Annotated in this window: 18 protein-coding genes and 2 pseudogenes; 13 read left to right on the top strand and 7 right to left on the bottom strand. The window is 67.1% G+C overall.

The features are described from left to right. Nucleotides 1-20: 20 nt before the first annotated feature. Nucleotides 21-1,241, bottom strand: a complete 1,221-nt coding sequence (gene hppD, locus VJT49_RS05995; protein ID WP_324163689.1) for a 4-hydroxyphenylpyruvate dioxygenase — start codon at nt 1,239-1,241, stop codon at nt 21-23. A 145-nt stretch (nt 1,242-1,386) separates the two neighbouring features. On the opposite strand from hppD, the gene VJT49_RS06000 reads away from it, so the two are divergent. Next, nucleotides 1,387-1,869, top strand: coding sequence for an Lrp/AsnC family transcriptional regulator (locus VJT49_RS06000; RefSeq protein ID WP_324163690.1), 483 nt, complete (start codon nt 1,387-1,389; stop codon nt 1,867-1,869). Here VJT49_RS06000 and VJT49_RS06005 read toward each other — a convergent pair. The 3 genes from VJT49_RS06005 to VJT49_RS06015 form a co-directional block, all read right to left on the bottom strand. Then, a complete protein-coding gene (locus tag VJT49_RS06005; RefSeq protein ID WP_324163691.1) occupies nt 1,839-2,648 on the bottom strand; it encodes an MBL fold metallo-hydrolase in 810 nt (269 codons plus the stop codon). The genes VJT49_RS06000 and VJT49_RS06005 overlap by 31 nt on opposite strands. A 214-nt stretch (nt 2,649-2,862) precedes the next feature. Further along, complete coding sequence (gene greA / locus VJT49_RS06010) at nt 2,863-3,360, bottom strand: transcription elongation factor GreA (RefSeq protein WP_324163842.1); 498 nt, start codon at nt 3,358-3,360, stop codon at nt 2,863-2,865. A 196-nt stretch (nt 3,361-3,556) separates the two neighbouring features. Next, on the bottom strand, nt 3,557-4,021 hold the full coding sequence (locus VJT49_RS06015) for a DUF4307 domain-containing protein (protein WP_324163843.1): 465 nt from the start codon (nt 4,019-4,021) through the stop codon (nt 3,557-3,559). Between the two features lie 65 nt (nt 4,022-4,086). On the opposite strand from VJT49_RS06015, the gene mca reads away from it, so the two are divergent. After that, nucleotides 4,087-5,001 (top strand): mycothiol conjugate amidase Mca, encoded by a 915-nt coding sequence (gene mca / locus VJT49_RS06020; RefSeq protein ID WP_324163692.1) that lies wholly within the window; start codon nt 4,087-4,089, stop codon nt 4,999-5,001. 96 nt (nt 5,002-5,097) lie between these two features. Next, nucleotides 5,098-5,427, top strand: a complete 330-nt coding sequence (locus VJT49_RS06025) for a hypothetical protein (protein ID WP_324163693.1) — start codon at nt 5,098-5,100, stop codon at nt 5,425-5,427. Nucleotides 5,428-5,557: 130 nt separating this feature from the next. On the opposite strand, the pseudogene VJT49_RS06030 reads toward VJT49_RS06025, so the two are convergent. Continuing rightward, a pseudogene (locus VJT49_RS06030) lies at nt 5,558-5,932 on the bottom strand (polynucleotide kinase-phosphatase); the annotation flags it as partial. On the opposite strand from VJT49_RS06030, the gene VJT49_RS06035 reads away from it, so the two are divergent. From VJT49_RS06035 to VJT49_RS35085, 4 genes and pseudogenes are all read left to right on the top strand, one after another. Continuing rightward, entirely contained in the window at nt 5,874-6,101 is a 228-nt protein-coding gene (locus VJT49_RS06035; RefSeq protein ID WP_324163857.1) for a hypothetical protein, read from the top strand. The pseudogene VJT49_RS06030 and the gene VJT49_RS06035 overlap by 59 nt on opposite strands. A 2-nt stretch (nt 6,102-6,103) precedes the next feature. After that, a complete protein-coding gene (locus VJT49_RS06040; RefSeq protein WP_324163694.1) occupies nt 6,104-8,107 on the top strand; it encodes a thioredoxin domain-containing protein in 2,004 nt (667 codons plus the stop codon). Nucleotides 8,108-8,195: 88 nt separating this feature from the next. After that, a complete protein-coding gene (locus tag VJT49_RS06045) occupies nt 8,196-8,771 on the top strand; it encodes a hypothetical protein (protein WP_324163695.1) in 576 nt (191 codons plus the stop codon). Between the two features lie 355 nt (nt 8,772-9,126). After that, a pseudogene (locus VJT49_RS35085) lies at nt 9,127-9,293 on the top strand (acyl-CoA dehydrogenase); the annotation flags it as partial. Here the strand turns inward: VJT49_RS35085 and VJT49_RS06050 are convergent. After that, a complete protein-coding gene (locus VJT49_RS06050) occupies nt 9,290-10,147 on the bottom strand; it encodes a sigma-70 family RNA polymerase sigma factor (RefSeq protein ID WP_324163696.1) in 858 nt (285 codons plus the stop codon). The pseudogene VJT49_RS35085 and the gene VJT49_RS06050 sit on opposite strands and share 4 nt — an antisense overlap. Before the next feature lie 182 nt (nt 10,148-10,329). On the opposite strand from VJT49_RS06050, the gene VJT49_RS06055 reads away from it, so the two are divergent. The 3 genes from VJT49_RS06055 (at nt 10,330) to VJT49_RS06065 (ending at nt 13,214) form a co-directional block, all read left to right on the top strand. Continuing rightward, entirely contained in the window at nt 10,330-10,767 is a 438-nt protein-coding gene (locus tag VJT49_RS06055) for a protein phosphatase (RefSeq protein WP_324163697.1), read from the top strand. Between the two features lie 767 nt (nt 10,768-11,534). After that, complete coding sequence (locus tag VJT49_RS06060) at nt 11,535-12,227, top strand: ATP-binding protein (RefSeq protein WP_324163698.1); 693 nt, start codon at nt 11,535-11,537, stop codon at nt 12,225-12,227. 60 nt (nt 12,228-12,287) lie between these two features. Further along, the gene (locus VJT49_RS06065; protein WP_324163699.1) at nt 12,288-13,214 is read left to right on the top strand and encodes an ATP-binding protein; all 927 of its coding nucleotides are present in this window, start codon (nt 12,288-12,290) and stop codon (nt 13,212-13,214) included. 109 nt (nt 13,215-13,323) lie between these two features. Here the strand turns inward: VJT49_RS06065 and trhA are convergent, their stop codons facing one another. Further along, nucleotides 13,324-13,974 carry a PAQR family membrane homeostasis protein TrhA gene (gene trhA / locus VJT49_RS06070; protein WP_324163844.1) on the bottom strand — a complete coding sequence of 217 codons (651 nt, stop codon included), beginning with the start codon at nt 13,972-13,974 and terminating at the stop codon, nt 13,324-13,326. A 138-nt stretch (nt 13,975-14,112) separates the two neighbouring features. On the opposite strand from trhA, the gene VJT49_RS06075 reads away from it, so the two are divergent. From VJT49_RS06075 to VJT49_RS06085, 3 genes are all read left to right on the top strand, one after another. Continuing rightward, a complete protein-coding gene (locus VJT49_RS06075) occupies nt 14,113-14,889 on the top strand; it encodes an isoprenyl transferase (RefSeq protein WP_324163700.1) in 777 nt (258 codons plus the stop codon). A 433-nt stretch (nt 14,890-15,322) separates the two neighbouring features. Next, entirely contained in the window at nt 15,323-16,609 is a 1,287-nt protein-coding gene (locus VJT49_RS06080; protein WP_324163701.1) for a PhoH family protein, read from the top strand. A 190-nt stretch (nt 16,610-16,799) separates the two neighbouring features. Then, nucleotides 16,800-16,985, top strand: a complete 186-nt coding sequence (locus VJT49_RS06085; protein WP_324163702.1) for a hypothetical protein — start codon at nt 16,800-16,802, stop codon at nt 16,983-16,985. The last annotated feature ends 1 nt before the right edge of the window (nt 16,986 follow it).

Raw genomic sequence — 16,986 nt, forward strand, 5'->3', positions numbered from 1 at the left:
GCTGATCAGCAGCGTCCCAGTCAGAGGTTTCCCCGCAGTGCCTGCTCGCGTTCGATGGCTTCGAAGAGGGCCTTGAAGTTTCCCTTGCCGAAGCCCAGGGAGCCGTGCCGTTCGATCAGTTCGTAGAACACCGTGGGGCGGTCGCCGAGCGGCTTGGTGAAGATCTGCAGCAGGTAGCCGTCCTCGTCACGGTCGACAAGGATGCGGTGCTCCTTCAACGTCTCGATCGGCACGCGCACCTCGCCGATCCGCTCACGCAGTTCGGGGTCGTCGTAGTAGGAGTCCGGGGTGTTCAGGAACTCCACGCCCGCCTCGCGCATCGCGCGCACGGTGCCCACGATGTCGTCGGTGGCCAGCGCGATGTGCTGACACCCCGGGCCGCCGTAGAACTCGAGATACTCGTCGATCTGTGACTTCTTCTTCGCGATCGCGGGCTCGTTGAGCGGGAACTTGACCCGGTGGTTGCCGTTGGACACCACCTTGCTCATCAGTGCGGAGTATTCGGTGGCGATGTCGTCGCCGATGAACTCCGCCATGTTCACGAAGCCCATCACACGGTGGTACCAGTCCACCCAGTAGTCCATCTTGCCCAGTTCGACATTGCCGACGCAGTGGTCGACCGCCTCGAACAGCCGCTTGCGCAGGCGGTCTGCGGGCTTGCCCCCCGGTGGGGTCTGGGGGTTGCGCTCCCAGACGGCACGGCCCCCCTCGCGAGCCTGGTAGCCCGGCAGGTACGGCCCGTGGTACCGCGAACGGTCGACCAGCGAATGCCGCGTCTCCCCGTAGGTGGCGATCGCGGCCAGCCGGACCACGCCGTGTTCGTCGGAGACGTCGTGCGGCTCCTCGAGAATCGTCGCGCACTGCGCCCGCGCGTGCGCCACGCACTTGTCCACATCGGACACTTCGAGTGCCAGGTCGGCCACTCCGTCGCCGTGGCGGCGATGGTGGTCGAGCAGCGGGGAGCCGGGTCGGACCCCGCCGTTGATCACGAACCGGGCCGAGCCGGACTCCAGCACGAAGGACTTGTGGTCGGCTACGTCGGTTTCCGGTCCGGCATAGGCGACCAGCCGCATGCCGAAGGCCATCTGGTAGAACCACGCGGTCTGGGTCGCGTTCCCGGCGACGAACACGACGGCGTCCACGGCGCGAACCGGGAACGGGTCGGCCGAAATATCGTGGTCCACCAGCCCGACGAGTTGGCGCAACTGGTCGTAGGTGACGTCGTCGAGACTGTTGGTCATGCCTTCCTCCACTGTCTGCGCGCGACCGTGTCGGTAGTGTCGCCAAATAAGCATCGCCAGGGCGCGCAAGATGGGCAATGGACGAGCTTTTCACTGGACAGATTGACCAGTCGGCCTCCAGGGTGGCTGGGCGGAGGTGGACAAAATGGATGCGCTGGACGCCCGGCTACTTCTTCTGCTCACGGACGTGCCCCGGCTCGGCGTGCTGGAATGCGCCCGGCGGCTAGGCGTCGCCCGGGGCACCGTGCAGGCCCGGCTCGACCGGCTCACCGAGCGAGGTGTGCTTCGCGGCTTCCCGCCCGAGGTGGACCTGGCCGCGATGGGCTACGGGCTGACCGCGTTCGCCGTGCTGGAGATCGCGCAGGGCAGGCGGGCCCAGGTGATCGAGGCGCTGTCGGCGATCGAGCAGGTCTGCGAGGTGCACGCCACCACGGGGCAGGGCGACCTGTTCGCCCGCATGGTCGCCCGGGACCACGACGACCTCCAACGGGTGATCGATGCCGTGGTCAGTGTGCCCGACGTGCTGCGGACGTCGACCGCACTGGCTCTGTCCACGCCGATCCCGCCGCGGGTGCGGCCGCTGCTGCAACGCGTGGCTCAGCGCGATGACGCACAGAAGTCCAGGTAGCGCTTGGCCGACCGCCGCACGACGTCATGGGCGTTTTGGCGGATGGCGAAGTCCCACCAGGCCCCGTAGATCGCGCTGAACCGGTAGCCCCGCAGGATCTCCGCCGCGCGCCGCACCACCGCCGGCCGTTCCGGGATGAAGTTCGGGTAGCTGTACATGAAGCTGACGGTCTTCAAATCCGGGTTGACCTGGACGATGTCGCCGGTGAAAAGGGCGCCGCGGTCGTTCTCCCCGCCCGGCCAGTGCAGCACCGTGCCGCCGGCGAAGTGCACGCCCAGGTTGATCAGCGTCAGGTCGTCGGCCAGTTGCCTGGTCTCACCGCTCCACAGCCGCAACGCGTCATCAGGGCGCCCGATCCACCGCCTGTCCTTCTCATGCAGGTAGACCGGCACGTCGAACGCGTGCGCCCACTCGACCATCGTCGTGTAGTAGTGCGGGTGGCTGATCGCGATGCCGGTGAGCCCGCCGAGTTCGGCGATCCGGGCCACGAGGTCGTCGTCGAGATAGGCGCAGCAGTCCCAGAGCACGTTCCCCGACTCCGCCCTGACCAGCAGCGCGCGCTGGCCGATCGCGAAGCGCGGGGTGACGCCGATCCCGATGGCGCCCGGGCCCTGTTCCTCCACGCGCGCGGTGTACTCGCCGGCACGTAGCGTGTCCAGGTCCGTCCACTGCTGGCCGGACGCGGGCACCCACTGGCGGTCGTCCTCGCAGACCGGGCAGTCGGGACGGGGAGCGGAGTACTGCGTGCCGCAGGTGACGCAGATCGGTTCGGAACTCACTACCTCGACTCTAGTCAGCATGGAACGGTCGACTCCGGTTCTCGCCCGTTGCCGTTGGCTCGTTTCGTGGGTCGTTCCCACGATGGGTGGGAACGGAGCCACACGCGGGTCTCAGGTGTTGGTCGACGATGCTTGTTCCGGAAATCGGTTGCCGTAACGGCGGAGAGGCCCGTTCCGGATATCCGGAACGGGCCTCTCCGGGACGTTTCAGCGCTCAGCCGGTATAAGGCACCGCCTTGATCAGCTTGACCTTCTGGGTCCTGCCGTTGGGCAGGTCGTACTCGCGCGTCTCGCCTTCCTTGGCGCCCAGCAGGGCCTTGCCCAGCGGCGATTCCGGTGAGTACACGTCGAGCTCGCCCTCCGCGCCTTCCTCGCGCGTGGCCAGCAGGAACTTCTCGTCCTCGTCGTCACCTTCGTAGCGAACCGTGAGAATCTTGCCCGGCTCCGCGGTGCCGTCGTTGGGGGGCGCCTCGCCGACCTTCGCGGCGCGCAGCAGTTCCTGCAGCTGGCGGATCCGGGCCTCGGCCTGGCCCTGCTCCTCGCGGGCCGCGTGGTAGCCACCGTTCTCCTTGAGGTCGCCCTCTTCCCGGCTGTCGTTGATCTTCGCGGCGATGACCGGACGATTCTCGATCAGTTCGTCGAGCTCGTGCTTGAGCCTGTCGTAGGCTTCCTGAGTCAGCCAGGTCACCTGGGTGTCGCTCACGGTCACCATCTCCTCGTCGTGCCTGCCGGGCATGGGTATACAAGCCGGCCGGCCACACTGGCACACCAGCCAGTGCGGCCGAGATAAAGGAAAAACACGGCCCGTCGGGCCGTGCCGGTAGAACAGAATAGCACGAAAAGGGGGCGGCTGACCGCCCGCTTTCTCACTTATCGGACACTCGGCGAGGATTTCACCCCGTTGGCCGCTAGCTTCTTGACAGATACGTTGGTACGTCGTAGGAGCACCCGAAGATGTCCGCGGTGACCGGGCGATCGGTGCTACGTACGACGGTGGTCTGCAGGCTGTGCCCGTCGCCGGCCGGGACGTAGACCTCCTTCCGCCCGCTTTCCGCGCCGGAGATGTCCCGGACCCGCACGATGCAGACCCCGGGCCTGGCCGGGTCGTCCCGAGTCACGTTGATTGTGACCGACATGACGTTGCCGGGCTTCTCGTCGAACGACACCCGGTCCGCGGAGATCGGCGCCGGCCCGAGGTTCAGGTAGGCCACCCACGCGACCAAACCGCTCGCCACCAGCGCGACCAGCGTGAACAGCCAGCGCCGCCAGTGTCGTGGAGGTCGGCCACGTGCCGGGCCGTAGCGCCCCTCCGGCAACGTGCGGGTGTTCAACCGGGCCTCCTCGTCGGAACTGTCGTACCCCTCGGTGACAATGGGTGCCAATGGTTTTGATTATCCGTCAGCCGGGAATACCGGCGCGAGAAGGGGCCGTTGCACGGATGGTGGGATCTGACGAGCAGGTGTCTGAACCGGGGTCCGGCTTGCTCCGCCTGATGGCGGTGCACGCACACCCGGACGACGAGTCGAGCAAGGGTGCGGCGACCATGGCCAAGTACGTGGCCGAGGGCGCCGAGGTGATGGTGGTCAGCTGCACCGGTGGCGAGGCGGGCAGCGTGCTCAACCCGGCCATGGACAAGCCGGGGATACGCGAGAACATGCCGCAGGTCCGCCGTGAGGAGATGGCCCGCGCCGCCAAGATCCTGGGCGTGCGGCATCACTGGCTGGGTTTCGTCGACTCGGGGCTGCCCGAGGGTGATCCGCCGCCGCCGCTGCCCGAGGGCTCGTTCGCCACGGTCCCGCTCGAGGAGCCGACGGCCGCGCTGGTCAAGGTGATGCGCGAGTTCCGCCCGCACGTGGTGCTGACCTACGACGAGAACGGTGGCTACCCGCACCCCGATCACATCCGCTGCCACGAGGTGTCGATGGCGGCCTTCGACGCCGCGCCGGAACCCGACCGCTTCCCCGACGCCGGGGATCCGTGGCAGCCGCTCAAGCTGTACTACATGCACGGCTTCTCGCGGGCCCGGATGCAGCTCTTCCACGACGCGCTGGTCGGCGCGGGTCTCGAGTCGCCCTACGCCGAGTGGCTCGAACGGTGGAATCCCGACTGGGCCGACGTGATGGAGCGGGTCACCACGCGTATCGGGTGCGGCGACTACTTCGAGGTCCGCGACGAGGCGCTCAAGGCGCACGCCACGCAGATCGATCCGAACAGCCGGTGGTTCGCGGTGCCGTTGGAGATGCAGCGGAAGCTGTGGCCGACCGAGGAGTACGAGCTGGTCCGCTCGCTGGTGGACAGCACGCTCCCGGAGGACGACCTGTTCGCCGGAGTCCGGGAGAAGGTGGCCACCTGACGGTTCTCCGTGGCGAGACGGGTCCTACACTCGGAGGTAGCGCCCTGGTGAGGCGATCGACTGGGCGCCGAATCGTAACGAGGTCTGGAGTCATCGATGAGCGCGGTGCTGGTGGCTGTGACGGCGCCGGTCCACACGACCGCCATGGTGCTGTCGCAACAGCCCGGCAACGGTGACAATGGCGGCCAGGGCGAGGACTTCGGCAAGTCCTCGCCGGTGGGCTTCCTGCTGCTGCTTCTCTTCCTGATCGCGGTGGCCCTCCTGGTGCGCTCGATGACCAAGCACCTCAAACGCGTGCCTGCCAGCTTCGACCCGCCGGAGGAATCCGCCGGGGGCGAGCCCGCCCCCGGCGAAGACCCGGACACGACCGAAGCCGAGAAGCCGGCGGACACGAGCGCGAAAGAAAAAAGCGACCACTCCGGCTGACCCGGGCGAGTCCAGCTTTCGCGGCGGCCGACTTCGGCCTTGGGTTGTGGTTTCAAAGCGGTGGCTTGCGGTAAGGCCGTCGGCTTGCGCCGCTAACCGCGCTACGCAAACCAATTCGAAATAGTTCCCAGAGGCGGGGGTCGAGGGGTTCGGACTCGAGGGCGAGCACCGCGAACACGCACTCGTTCACGCGCCAGATCGGCTCGCCACAGGCGACGCGTTGGAGGGCTTCAAAGCCGAGCGCGTACTCGCGGAGGGCGAGCGCGCGCTTGCAGCCGAGGCTCCGAAGGCTGGTCAGGTTCTCGTCCAGCATGTAGTCCGGGCCGTAGATGATCCGCGGGTACTCCCGTCCCCGGACCTTCACGCACGGCTGCACGAGGCACCGGGCACCCCGCCCGGGTCAGGTTGCCCGTGGGCTTGACCACCATGCCCTCACACCGGCCGAGGTGAGCCCCTCCCACCAGGCCACCGCGGTGGCGACCGACGCCGGATCGGTCGTGTCCACCGTGCGGTTGGCCGTCGCCGTCGCGTTCGCCGGCCATCGCCTGTGCCTTGTTCTTGTCGCGGTTCTCGTCGCGCACCGCCGGCTTGCCGACCAGCGCACCGGAGGACGGCACGTGGCACTCGATGTCGCGCTGATCAAGAACAAGCACGGGCCGAAGCCTAGCCTGTAGGTATGGCCAATCGACTTGCCGCCGCGACCAGTCCGTACCTGCTGCAACACGCCGGGAATCCGGTCGACTGGTGGCCGTGGGGCGCCGAAGCGCTGGCCGAGGCGAAACGGCGGGACGTGCCGATCCTGCTGTCCGTCGGCTACGCCGCCTGCCACTGGTGTCACGTGATGGCGCACGAGTCCTTCGAGGACAGCGAGACCGCTCGGTTGATGAACGAGAACTTCGTCAACATCAAGGTGGACCGTGAAGAGCGCCCCGACATCGACGCGGTTTACATGACCGCGACCCAGGCGATGACCGGCCAGGGTGGCTGGCCGATGACATGTTTCCTCACCCCGGACGGCGAGCCCTTCCATTGTGGCACCTACTATCCGCCGGAGCCCCGCCCCGGGATGCCGTCGTTCCGGCATCTGCTGGTCGCGGTGGCCCAGGCATGGCGCGACCGGCGCGCGGAGCTGCGGGAGGGCGCGGGCCGGATCGTCACGCACCTCGCCGAGCAGACCGGGCCGCTACCGGAGTCCACTGTGGACGAAGACGTGCTCGCCGGTGCGGTGTTGCGGCTGAGCGAGCAGGCCGACCGGGTCAACGGAGGATTCGGTTCCGCGCCGAAGTTCCCGCCGTCGATGGTCCTGGAGTTCCTGCTGCGGCACCATGAGCGAACCGGTTCGGACGAGGCGCTTTCCCTGGCCGGGCAGTGTGCGGACGCGATGTCCCGGGGCGGGATGCACGACCACCTGGCCGGCGGGTTCGCGCGGTACTCGGTGGACGCCGCCTGGGTGGTGCCGCATTTCGAGAAGATGTTGTACGACAACGCCTTGCTGCTGCGGGTCTACGCCCACCTGGCACGGCTGACCGGTTCCGCGCGGGCCCGAGCGGTCGCCGGGCTGACCGGCGATTTCCTGTTGGACCGGCTGGGCACCGCCGAGGGCGGCTTCGCCGCGTCACTCGATGCCGACACGCTGGGCGAGGAGGGGCTGACCTACGTCTGGACGCCCGCGGAACTCGTCGACGTTCTGGGCGCCGAGGATGGGGCCTGGGCGGCGGAATTGTTCCGGGTGACCGCACAGGGCACCTTCGAGCGCGGCACGTCCGTGCTTCAGTTGCGCACGGACCCCGATGACCACGAGCGCTACGAGCGGGTTCGCCGCGCCCTGCTGGCGAGCCGGGATCAGCGGCCGCGGCCCGACCGCGACGACAAGGTGATCGCGGCGTGGAACGGGCTCGCGATCAGTGCGTTGTGTGACGCCGGGGTGGCACTGGACCGGCCACAATGGATCACCGCGGCCGGGCGCGCGGCACAGTCTGTTTTGGACATTCACCTGACCGGCGGCAGGCTGCGGCGCAGTTCGCGGGACGGCAAGGCCGGGGCGGCCGCCGGGGTGCTGGAGGACTACGCCTGCTTCGCCGACGGGCTGCTCGCGCTGCATCAGGCGACGGGCGACCCTCACTGGCTCGCGGAGGCGACGGCCTTGCTGGACATCGCGCTGGACCGGTTCGGCGTGGAGGGCACGCCGGGCGCCTACCACGACACCGCCGACGACGCCGAGACGCTGGTTCACCGGCCGTCCGATCCCGGCGACAACGCCAGCCCTTCGGGCGCATCTTCGCTGGCCGGGGCGCTCGTGACGGCGTCGGTACTGGTCGGCCCGGACCGGGCCGCGCGGTATCGCGACGCGGCGGAGAGCGCGGTGCTCCGGGCCGGGCAACTCGCCGCCAAGATGCCGCGGTTCGCCGGGCACTGGCTGTCCGTCGCGGAGGCGCTCCTCGCGGGGCCGATCCAGGTCGCGGTCGTCGGTCAGGACCCCGCCGCGTGGTCCGAACTCCGCGCGACGGCGGCCCGGAAAGTGCCCGGTGGTGGCGTCGTGCTCGCCGGCCCGCCGGACAGCGTGCCGCTGCTGATGGACCGGCCACTGGTCGACGGTGGCGCGGCCGCCTACGTCTGCCGCGGTTACGTGTGCGACCGACCGGTCACCAGCCAGGACGCCCTCGAGACGGCCTTGTCCTGACCCTTTCGCCCGGGGTGAACATGGGCCCAGGTCAACGATGTGCGCGGTAATCTCTGTATCAAGGTAATTATGTAATCCGGAGGCGGTCATGCGTACACACGGACATCGGGGCTGGAAGGGCCGGGGCGGCTGGCAACAGGCGGAGGTGCCATCCGCCGAGGACGCCGCGGCGTGGTTCGCCGGGCGGCTGCCGGACGACTGGTTCGTCTCGGCCCCCGAAATCACGGTCGATCGCGAGGAGATCCTCATCGTCGGCGAGCTGCCACCGCTCGCCGAGCAGTTCGACGACGACGCGGCGCGGGCGGCGGCGGAGTCGGGGCGGATCAGCCGGTTCCGGGAGGACACCCGGGAGCACCGCATCGAGATCGCGCGCCAGGCGGAGCACCGCTATGGGCGCAAGGTCGCCTGGGGTGCGCGGATCGGCGGTACCAAGGAGCTGTTCACCACGCTGTCCGTGCCGGTGATGACGCGGCTGCGGCAGCCCGAACGCAAGGTGCTCGACACACTCGTCGACTCGGGCGTGGCGCGCTCGCGGTCGGAAGCCCTGGCCTGGGCCGTACGCCTGGTGGGCGAGCACGCGGAAAGCTGGCTCGGCGAGCTGCGTGAGGCGATGTCCAAGGTCGACGATTTGCGCACGAAGGGGCCGGACCTGGCCCAGGACTGAAGGAGTAGGGGCGGTCGCGTCCGGCGAGCGTCCGGACGCGCCGAACGGCGGCCAGCGCCGCGGACGCCGGAAAACGCGTTCGCCGACTGGTCGTACATGACGATCAGCACGGCGATACACGAGTCCTTCGACGCCAAGGCCGAGCACCCCGCGGACGACTCCGCCGGCGTTAGGCGCGGACGGGAGCCAGTTGGCGCCCGGCCGCCTCAGGAAGATCAGGCCGACCCACAGCCCGGCGATGCCGTGTACGTCACGGTTTGTGAGCCCTGCTGGACCGTCTTCGATACCCGCAAACTGAAGACGGCGGCCGGGTTGCCGCGCGGCGGTCCGGCAAATGCCGAAAAAATTTCTGAACCAGGTGCGAGACCGCTACGTGCTTTCTCATGTCGACGAGGACAAGCTTGGTTCCTCGGGCACGGCCGCCTCACCTCACCCCGTGCGATTACGGTGGTGGCCGCGGTGAACCAGCTGTGCGAGTGTCTCCGCCCCCACGCTCGCACCCTCGTCGACGCCCCGTCTTAGGCCGAAAGGAGCCGAGCGAGTCGTTCCGGGTCGGCGATGATGTCCATCGCGACGATTTTCCCGTTCCTGGCGGTGAACGCCGCGACCGAGACCGGCTTGCCGTCCACGATGCCGATCGCTCCGGGGCTGCCGTTGACCAGCGCGGGTAGTACCAACTCGGCCAACCGCGCGAACGTCGTCGCTCCTTCGGCCACCGCATGCGGGCCGCGCAGGATGACGCCCGGGCGCAGCGCGCCGCGGTCGGTGCGCACCACGACTTCCGGGTCCAGCGCCGCGACGAGCGCGTCGAAGTCGCCACCACGCGCCGCGCTCAGGAACGCGTCGACGACTTCACGTCGGCGGGCCAGATCGGCGTCCGGGGCCGGGGACGCGCCCTGTACCCGGCGGCGGGCGCGGCTGGCGAGTTGCCGTGCCGCGGCGGGCGTGCGTCCGACGATCTCGGCGACCTCCTCGAAGGGCACGGAGAACAGGTCGTGCAGCACGAAGGCGAGTCGTTCGGCCGGGGCCAGCGTTTCCAGGACCACGAGCAGCGCGAGGCCGACCGAGTTGGCCAGCAGCGCCTCGTGCTCGGGGCCGGGACCGTCGTCGGTGGTGATGACCGGATCGGGAACGTGCACGCTCAGCGGTTCCTCGCGCTTGCGCGATCGGAGCATGTTCAGGCACACCCGACCGACGACGATGGTCAGCCAGCCACCCAGGTTTTCGATCGCGTCCGCGTCGGAACCGCTGAGCCGTAGCCAGGCCTCCTGGACGGCGTCATCGGCCTCGCTCAGCGAACCGAGCATCCGGTAGGCCACTGCCCTCAGCTGGGGCCGGTGCTCCTCGAACCGCACCGCCAAGAACTCTGCGTCCATCGTCACGTTCCTCCGTTGAGCCGTGTCAAAGCACTGACCCCGCCCAGCGGGTGAATGTGACACCAGAAGGAGACGATCATGTAGCTGCCAACGAAGAACCCGGCAGTGGTGCTTCCCGACACGATGAAGGGGTGCCCGGCGGGGCCACCACGGTCGCCGGGCGAGGTCCTACATTGATCGGCATGTCCGAAACCTGGGACCCGGCCGCGCCCGGTATCTTGCGGCTGCCGTCGGGGCGCCTTGTCCGGGGTCGCGGGTTGACGCGGCCTCTACCCGGCGGGCCCTTGCCGGCTTTCGCCCTTTACTTGCTGGGCAAGGAGCCCCCGGCGGTCCCGTGGGAATCGATCTGGGTGCGGTGGCCCGATTTCCGGCTCGCCAGCGATGATTCGGCCGCGCGAGCGGCGTTGGCCGAGGCGTGGCGGCGAGCCGAAACCGAACGCGTCGAGGTCGCCTGCGCGGGCGGCCGTGGGCGGACCGGCACAGCGCTGGCCTGCCTGGCCGTCCTCGACGGTGTCCCGCCGGACCGGGCCGTGGCCTACGTGCGGGAGCATTACGACCCGCACGCGGTCGAAACGCCCTGGCAACGCCGCTACGTGAGCCGTTTCAGGTCGTCCAGTTGACCGGGTAGTTGACGATCGGGATGAAGTTGACGCCGACCTTCTCCGCGTCGGCGCGGGCGTCGAGGATCATTTGCTTCAGCCGGCTCATCTGCTCGGCGTGCTCCTTGGGCGAGGCGCCCGCGTGATAGGTGATCAGCCAGCTTGCTGATCGCCGGGACCAGGTAGCTCCCGGTTTCCTCGGTCATGGCCTGGACCTCGGCGAACCGGCCCGAATCGAAATCGCCACGCGAAACGCGGACGACCGCGGTGGCGGGGCGCGGCACCCTGACCTCCGCGCGAGCATGCCTTGGCGATCCTGAAGAACATTCACCACAACCTGCTGCGCGCCAACGCCATGACCACCGTCGGCTCGCTGCTGGTAGAGCGGCACCGGCACCCCGAACCGCTCGACAGGTTCCGTGACCGGCTCGTCAAGCCATGGCCGACCAGCGGTTTCCCCTCGGGCAGGGGCAGTGGAGCGATGTCGGTGATCGGGGCGCTGAGTTTTCCCACCGCCAGGTCGTTGAGCGGTGACCGCGGCGGGAAATGCTGCGCCAAGCCTTGCCGCAGGTGCCGAGGCCGGGGAGTTGCCCGCGTCCGCCGACTTCGACCTGGCGTTTCTAGATCGACAACCCTCTGCGCTGCGAGTTTGGTGCTCGACGGTTCTCGGGATTCTCGCCCCTGCCCGACGTGTGACGGCCTGGCACGAACTGGACGGAGTCGCCGAGCTTTGAGCCTCCTTTGGGTTTACTGTCACACTGTTACTTGCCCCAAAGGAGAGTCAAACGATGACCACGGTCCTGCCCGAACTCAAGGCTGTGCTCAATGGCAAGTCGGCTTCGAAGGTCGAGACCGAGCGACTCGACTTCAAGGAGCAGAAAACAAACTTCAAGGAAGCATGCGGCGATCTCGCCGAGGCGGCCGTTTGCTTCGCGAACGGGAGCGGTGGGACGATCATCGTTGGGGTAGCGGACAGCAAAGCGGGCGAAGACGCGTTTGTTGGATGCGATCTTGATTCTGGAGTGCTACGGTCGCGAATCCATCAACTTACTAACCCAGGTTTACTCGTAGATGTCGAAGCGTTTGAATTTTCTGGAAAGCGACTGCTCGAGATAAGGGTTCCCGAGGGGTTGGACGTATATTCGACGACGAAAGGATATACTCATCAGCGGATAAGTACCGACTGTGTGCCGATGGGGCCGATGAATGTCGCTCGCCTCGCCGAGGAGCGGAGGGGGATAGACTGGTCTGCCGGTCCAAGCCGGCGACCAATCGAAGATGTCGACCCTCTGGCCATGCGATACATCCGACGTCTCCTTGCGGCTTCCACGGACGTAACTCGTCAACGGTATGCAGCTTTTAACGACAAAGACCTGCTGCGCGTCTTGAAGGCCGTTGCGGACGATGGATCACTGACGAGGTCCGGAGAGATTCTTTTGTGCGGTCCAGCAAAGAATCTGGCCGAGGACATCGTTGTTTAACAGCATAAAAGGACACAGTCCGGGGAGGTTGATTCGATCGCGCGGCTTTCGAGTCCGGCGGTGACCGCCTTTGAAGAATTAATACAGCTTATTCGGACGCGTCAGGGGATAACGCCGGTCACTCTGCCCGATGGTCAGCAATTGCAGATCGAAGACTATCCCTCGCTCGCGGTGCGCGAAGCGCTGGCAAACGCGTTTATCCATGGCGACTGGCGACTCCGTGTTCCGATTCAGATCGAACACTCGCCCCAGTATCTACGGATCGACTCCCCTGGTCCGTTGGTCTCGGGAATAACCACCAGGAACATCTTGACTCATGGTTCAAGGGCGCGTTTTTCTGCGCTCGCCTCGGGATTCCGTGTCCTGGGGCTTGCGGAAGAAGTTGGGCAGGGTGTCGACCGGATGTATCGGGAGATGATCCGGTCCGGCCGGGATATCCCGATCATCACGGAAGATTCAAGCCGGGTATCCGTGCTGTTCAGGGGACAGCCACCTAAAGTTCGTACTACAAAATTCTTGTCTACCCTGCCGACGGCCGAGCAGAACGATACGGACACCCTTCTCATAGTCCGTCATCTCTGCGAGAAGAAAACTGTCAAGGCTGACGTTATTGCTCATGAGCTTCAACGCACGGTGGAAGAGTCGCAAGCTGTTCTGCTTCGGTTATCGGTTGATCCGGCCAATATTTTGGAGCCGACCCGTGCAACAATGAATCGAAGGTATCCCTCATATCGTTTGCGTGCCGAGGTGGTGACGCAATTGGGTAACGCTGTGGCCTACCATAGAGGGGGGGATAGGGGGGCCGTGCTATCGGTGATATCGACAAGAAAATTATTGATCACATCAATGATTACGACGATATCAACAACAGGACAATTCAGCGGTTATTTGATGTCGACGTGTATCAGGCGCGCGACATTTTACGCGATCTGGTTGGCCGTGAGACAATCGCACGTAGCTCTACGCAGAAGCGTGGAACTGTGGTAAAATATTCGGCTGGCCCGAAGTTTCCAGAGAGCAAGAGGCGCAAGAAGAGGACTCGGGCCGCCGGTGAGACAGATAAACCGTGACGGGTCTCTTTTCTGATTTCTTGTCTTCAGGCGTACATGGCGAGCCAGATCGCGATGTAGTGCGAGATGGCGGCGAGAACCGTGCAGGCGTGGAAGTACTCGTGGTAACCGAAGGTCTCGGGCCAGTGGTTCGGCCAGCGGACGGCGTAGAACACGGCGCCGAGGGTGTAGAACGCGCCGCCCACCAGGAGCAGCACCAGAGCGGCGACGCCGGCGTGGCGGGCGAGTTCTGGTAGGACGAAGATCGCGACCCAGCCGAGGGCGATGTAGATCGGTACGCCGAACCAGCGCGGGGCGGTCGGCCACAGCATCTTCAGTGCCACCCCGGCGAGCGCGCCGCCCCAAACCACGCCCAGCACCACGTATCCCGTCGGCTTCGACATCGCCAGCAGGGAGAACGGTGTGTAGGTGCCGGCGATGAACAAGAAGATCATGGAATGATCAGCGCGTTTCATCCACTGATACCCACGAGGGCTCCAGACTCGCCGGTGGTAAAGCGCGCTGACGCCGAAGACACCGAGCACGGTCAGGCCGTACACGGACGTGGCCAGCGCGGCTTCCGCGCCGACGGTGGAGGCCGCGAGGGCGACCAGCGTCACCACGCCGGCGAGGGCGCCGAAGAAGCTCCAGAAGTGGATGTGTCCGCGGAGCCGGGGGCGGACGGCGGCGATGGGCATTGGCGCAACGGTCACCTCCTCAGGCTACGGGACCGTAGGTTTTTCGCGCGTTGACGTCGGCGTGCGGCCGATCACGTGACGCGGCCGCTCCGGTGGCCCAAGCCACTCGCCCAACGGGTGTGCGTACGCTGGTCCGACGTGAGTCTTCGGTCGTTCGTGTCCAGGGTTTTGTACGGCGCATACGGGCGGCGGCTGGTGCAGCAGGCCGTCGGGCGCCATCCACGGCATATCGCGATCATGCTGGACGGCAACCGCCGCTGGGCTCGCGAAGCCGGGTTCACCGACGTTTCGGACGGTCACCGGGTCGGCGCGCGCAAGATCGCGGACTTCCTGTCCTGGTGCCGCGAAGCCGGCGTCGAGGTCGTCACGCTGTGGTTGCTGTCCACGGACAACCTCGGGCGCGCCCAGGAAGAGGTCGAGGCGCTGCTCAAGATCATCGTGGACGTCGTCGACGAACTGGCCGCGCCGGGAACCCCGTGGCGGCTGCGAATGGTGGGGGCGCTGGAGCTGCTGCCGATCGACATGGCGCGCAGCCTCAAGTCCGCGTCCGCGCGCACGGAAGACCGCAAGGGCATGGAGGTCAACATCGCGGTCGGCTACGGCGGTCGCCAGGAGATCGCCGACGCGGTCAAGAAACTACTGCTCCAGCACGCCGACGAGGGGACTTCCATCCGGGAACTGGCCAAGATCCTCGATGTCGATCACATCTCCGAGCATCTCTACACCTCGGGCCAGCCGGACCCGGACCTGATCATCCGGACCTCCGGCGAGCAGCGGTTGTCCGGCTTCCTGCTCTGGCAGTCCGCGCACTCCGAGTTCTGGTTCACCGAGGCGTACTGGCCGGCGTTCCGGAAAGTCGACTTCCTGCGTGCGCTGCGTGATTATGCCTGGCGGCATCGCCGATTCGGTACTTGACATGCACACACTGTCGCCGCCGGCTCTACCTACGGTGAGATGACATCCTCGTGAATCACCTGCCTGGCTGCCTGCACCGGCGACGGAACGCAGGTAACTTGCGAGGTGATGGTCCGTGACCTTGCGGAACATCACGGGAGGCCCTGGTCGTGGCGGTAGTTGAACGGAGCGGCAGTGGCGGTGGCCACGTGGTCGTTCGCGCAACGCACGAGGGGGCCGGCACCCGGCCCTTGTGGCCGCGCCCGCTGACGCTTCCGGTGTCAGTGAGCGCGGGCAGCCAGGGCGGTGCCCGGCCCAGCTAGTGCGGGCGTGGTGCCACGCCCACGAGGGAGATGCCGTGACTGCGCAGCGTTCGCCCCGTAAGGCCTCTACCAGTGCGACAGGCACCGAGGACCCGGGCCCGCTATCTTCCGAATCCCAGCGGCACACTTACGTGCTCGACACCTCGGTTCTGCTCTCCGACCCCTGGGCGGTCAGCAGGTTCGCCGAGCACGCCGTCGTGCTGCCACTGGTCGTCATCAGTGAACTGGAGGCGAAACGGCACCACCCCGAGCTCGGCTGGTTCGCGCGCGAAGCGCTGCGCCTGCTCGATGACCTGCGGCGAACCTACGGCAGGCTGGACGCGCCGGTCCCGATCGGTGACCAGGGCGGCACCCTGCACGTCGAGCTCAACCACTCCGACCCGACCGTGCTGCCGCCCGGTTTTCGCACCGACTCCAACGACCACCGGATCCTCGCCTGCGCGCTGAACCTGGCCGCCGAGCGGTCTGGTGTGATCCTGGTCACCAAGGACATCCCGTTGCGAGTCAAGGCCGGTGCGGTCGGCCTGGTCGCCGACGAGTACCGGGCGCAGGAGGTCACCCCGTCCGGCTGGACCGGAATGGCCGATCTCGAGGTGCCGCAGGAGGCGATCGACGCGCTGTTCTCCGAGGGGCCCGTGGATCTGGCCGAGTTCGGCCTGCCCGAGGTCGGGGAGTTGCCCTGCCACACCGGGTTGCGGCTGCTGTCCGGCTCTTCGAGTGCCCTCGGCCGGGTCACCCAGGACAAGAAGGTCCGGCTGGTGCGCGGCGACCGGGAGGCGTTCGGCCTGCACGGCCGGTCGGCCGAACAACGGATCGCGCTGGACCTGCTGCTGGACCCGGAAGTCGGCATCGTCTCGCTCGGCGGCCGGGCCGGCACCGGAAAGTCGGCGCTGGCGCTGTGCGCGGGGCTGGAATCGGTGATGGAACGGCGGGAACACCGCAAGGTCGTGGTGTTCCGGCCGGTCTACGCGGTCGGTGGTCAGGATCTCGGCTACCTGCCCGGCTCGGAGAGCGAGAAGATGCAGCCGTGGGCCCAGGCGGTGTTCGACACGCTCGGCGCGCTGGTCAGCCAGGAAGTCCTCGACGAGGTCTTCGACCGGGGCATGCTCGAGGTCCTGCCGCTGACCCATATCCGCGGCCGCTCGCTGCACGACGCGTTCGTGATCGTCGACGAGGCGCAGTCGCTGGAACGGAACGTGCTGTTGACCGTGCTGTCGCGGCTCGGCACGGCATCTCGTGTCGTCCTCACCCATGACGTGGCGCAGCGCGACAACCTGCGAGTCGGCCGTCACGACGGCGTGTCCGCGGTGATCGAGAAGCTCAAGGGACATCCGCTCTTCGCGCACATCACCTTGACGCGTTCGGAGCGTTCTCCGATCGCCGCCCTGGTCACCGAGATGCTGGAGGACCACGGCTGACCCTCCGGGGGCATGCGACGCTCCGGCGTCGCATGCCCTTCGACCGGATCGTCCCGAGCCGGCCGGATTCCGGTGTCGCCGGCATGCGTGAGCCGTCGGCGGCGTGGTACCCGATGACCTGCGTCGATGGAGGTGGACGATGTCATCGGGTTCGGCCGGTCCGGCGGTTGGCCGGCGAATGGAGTTACCGGTGCTGGGCACCGTGCACGTGCCGCCCCCGGAGCGTCTGGCGTTTTACGCCGGTTTGGGCGCTTTGGCGGCCTTCGGGTTCATCGAGTGGCCGGTCGCGGTCGTCGTGGTCGCCGGCCACGTGCTGGCCGACCAGCACTGGTCCCGGGCCGTTGCGGGACTTGGCGAAGCGCTCGAGGAAGCCTGAG

This window comes from Amycolatopsis sp., assembly GCF_035276945.1.
Lineage (GTDB): Bacteria > Actinomycetota > Actinomycetes > Mycobacteriales > Pseudonocardiaceae > Amycolatopsis_E.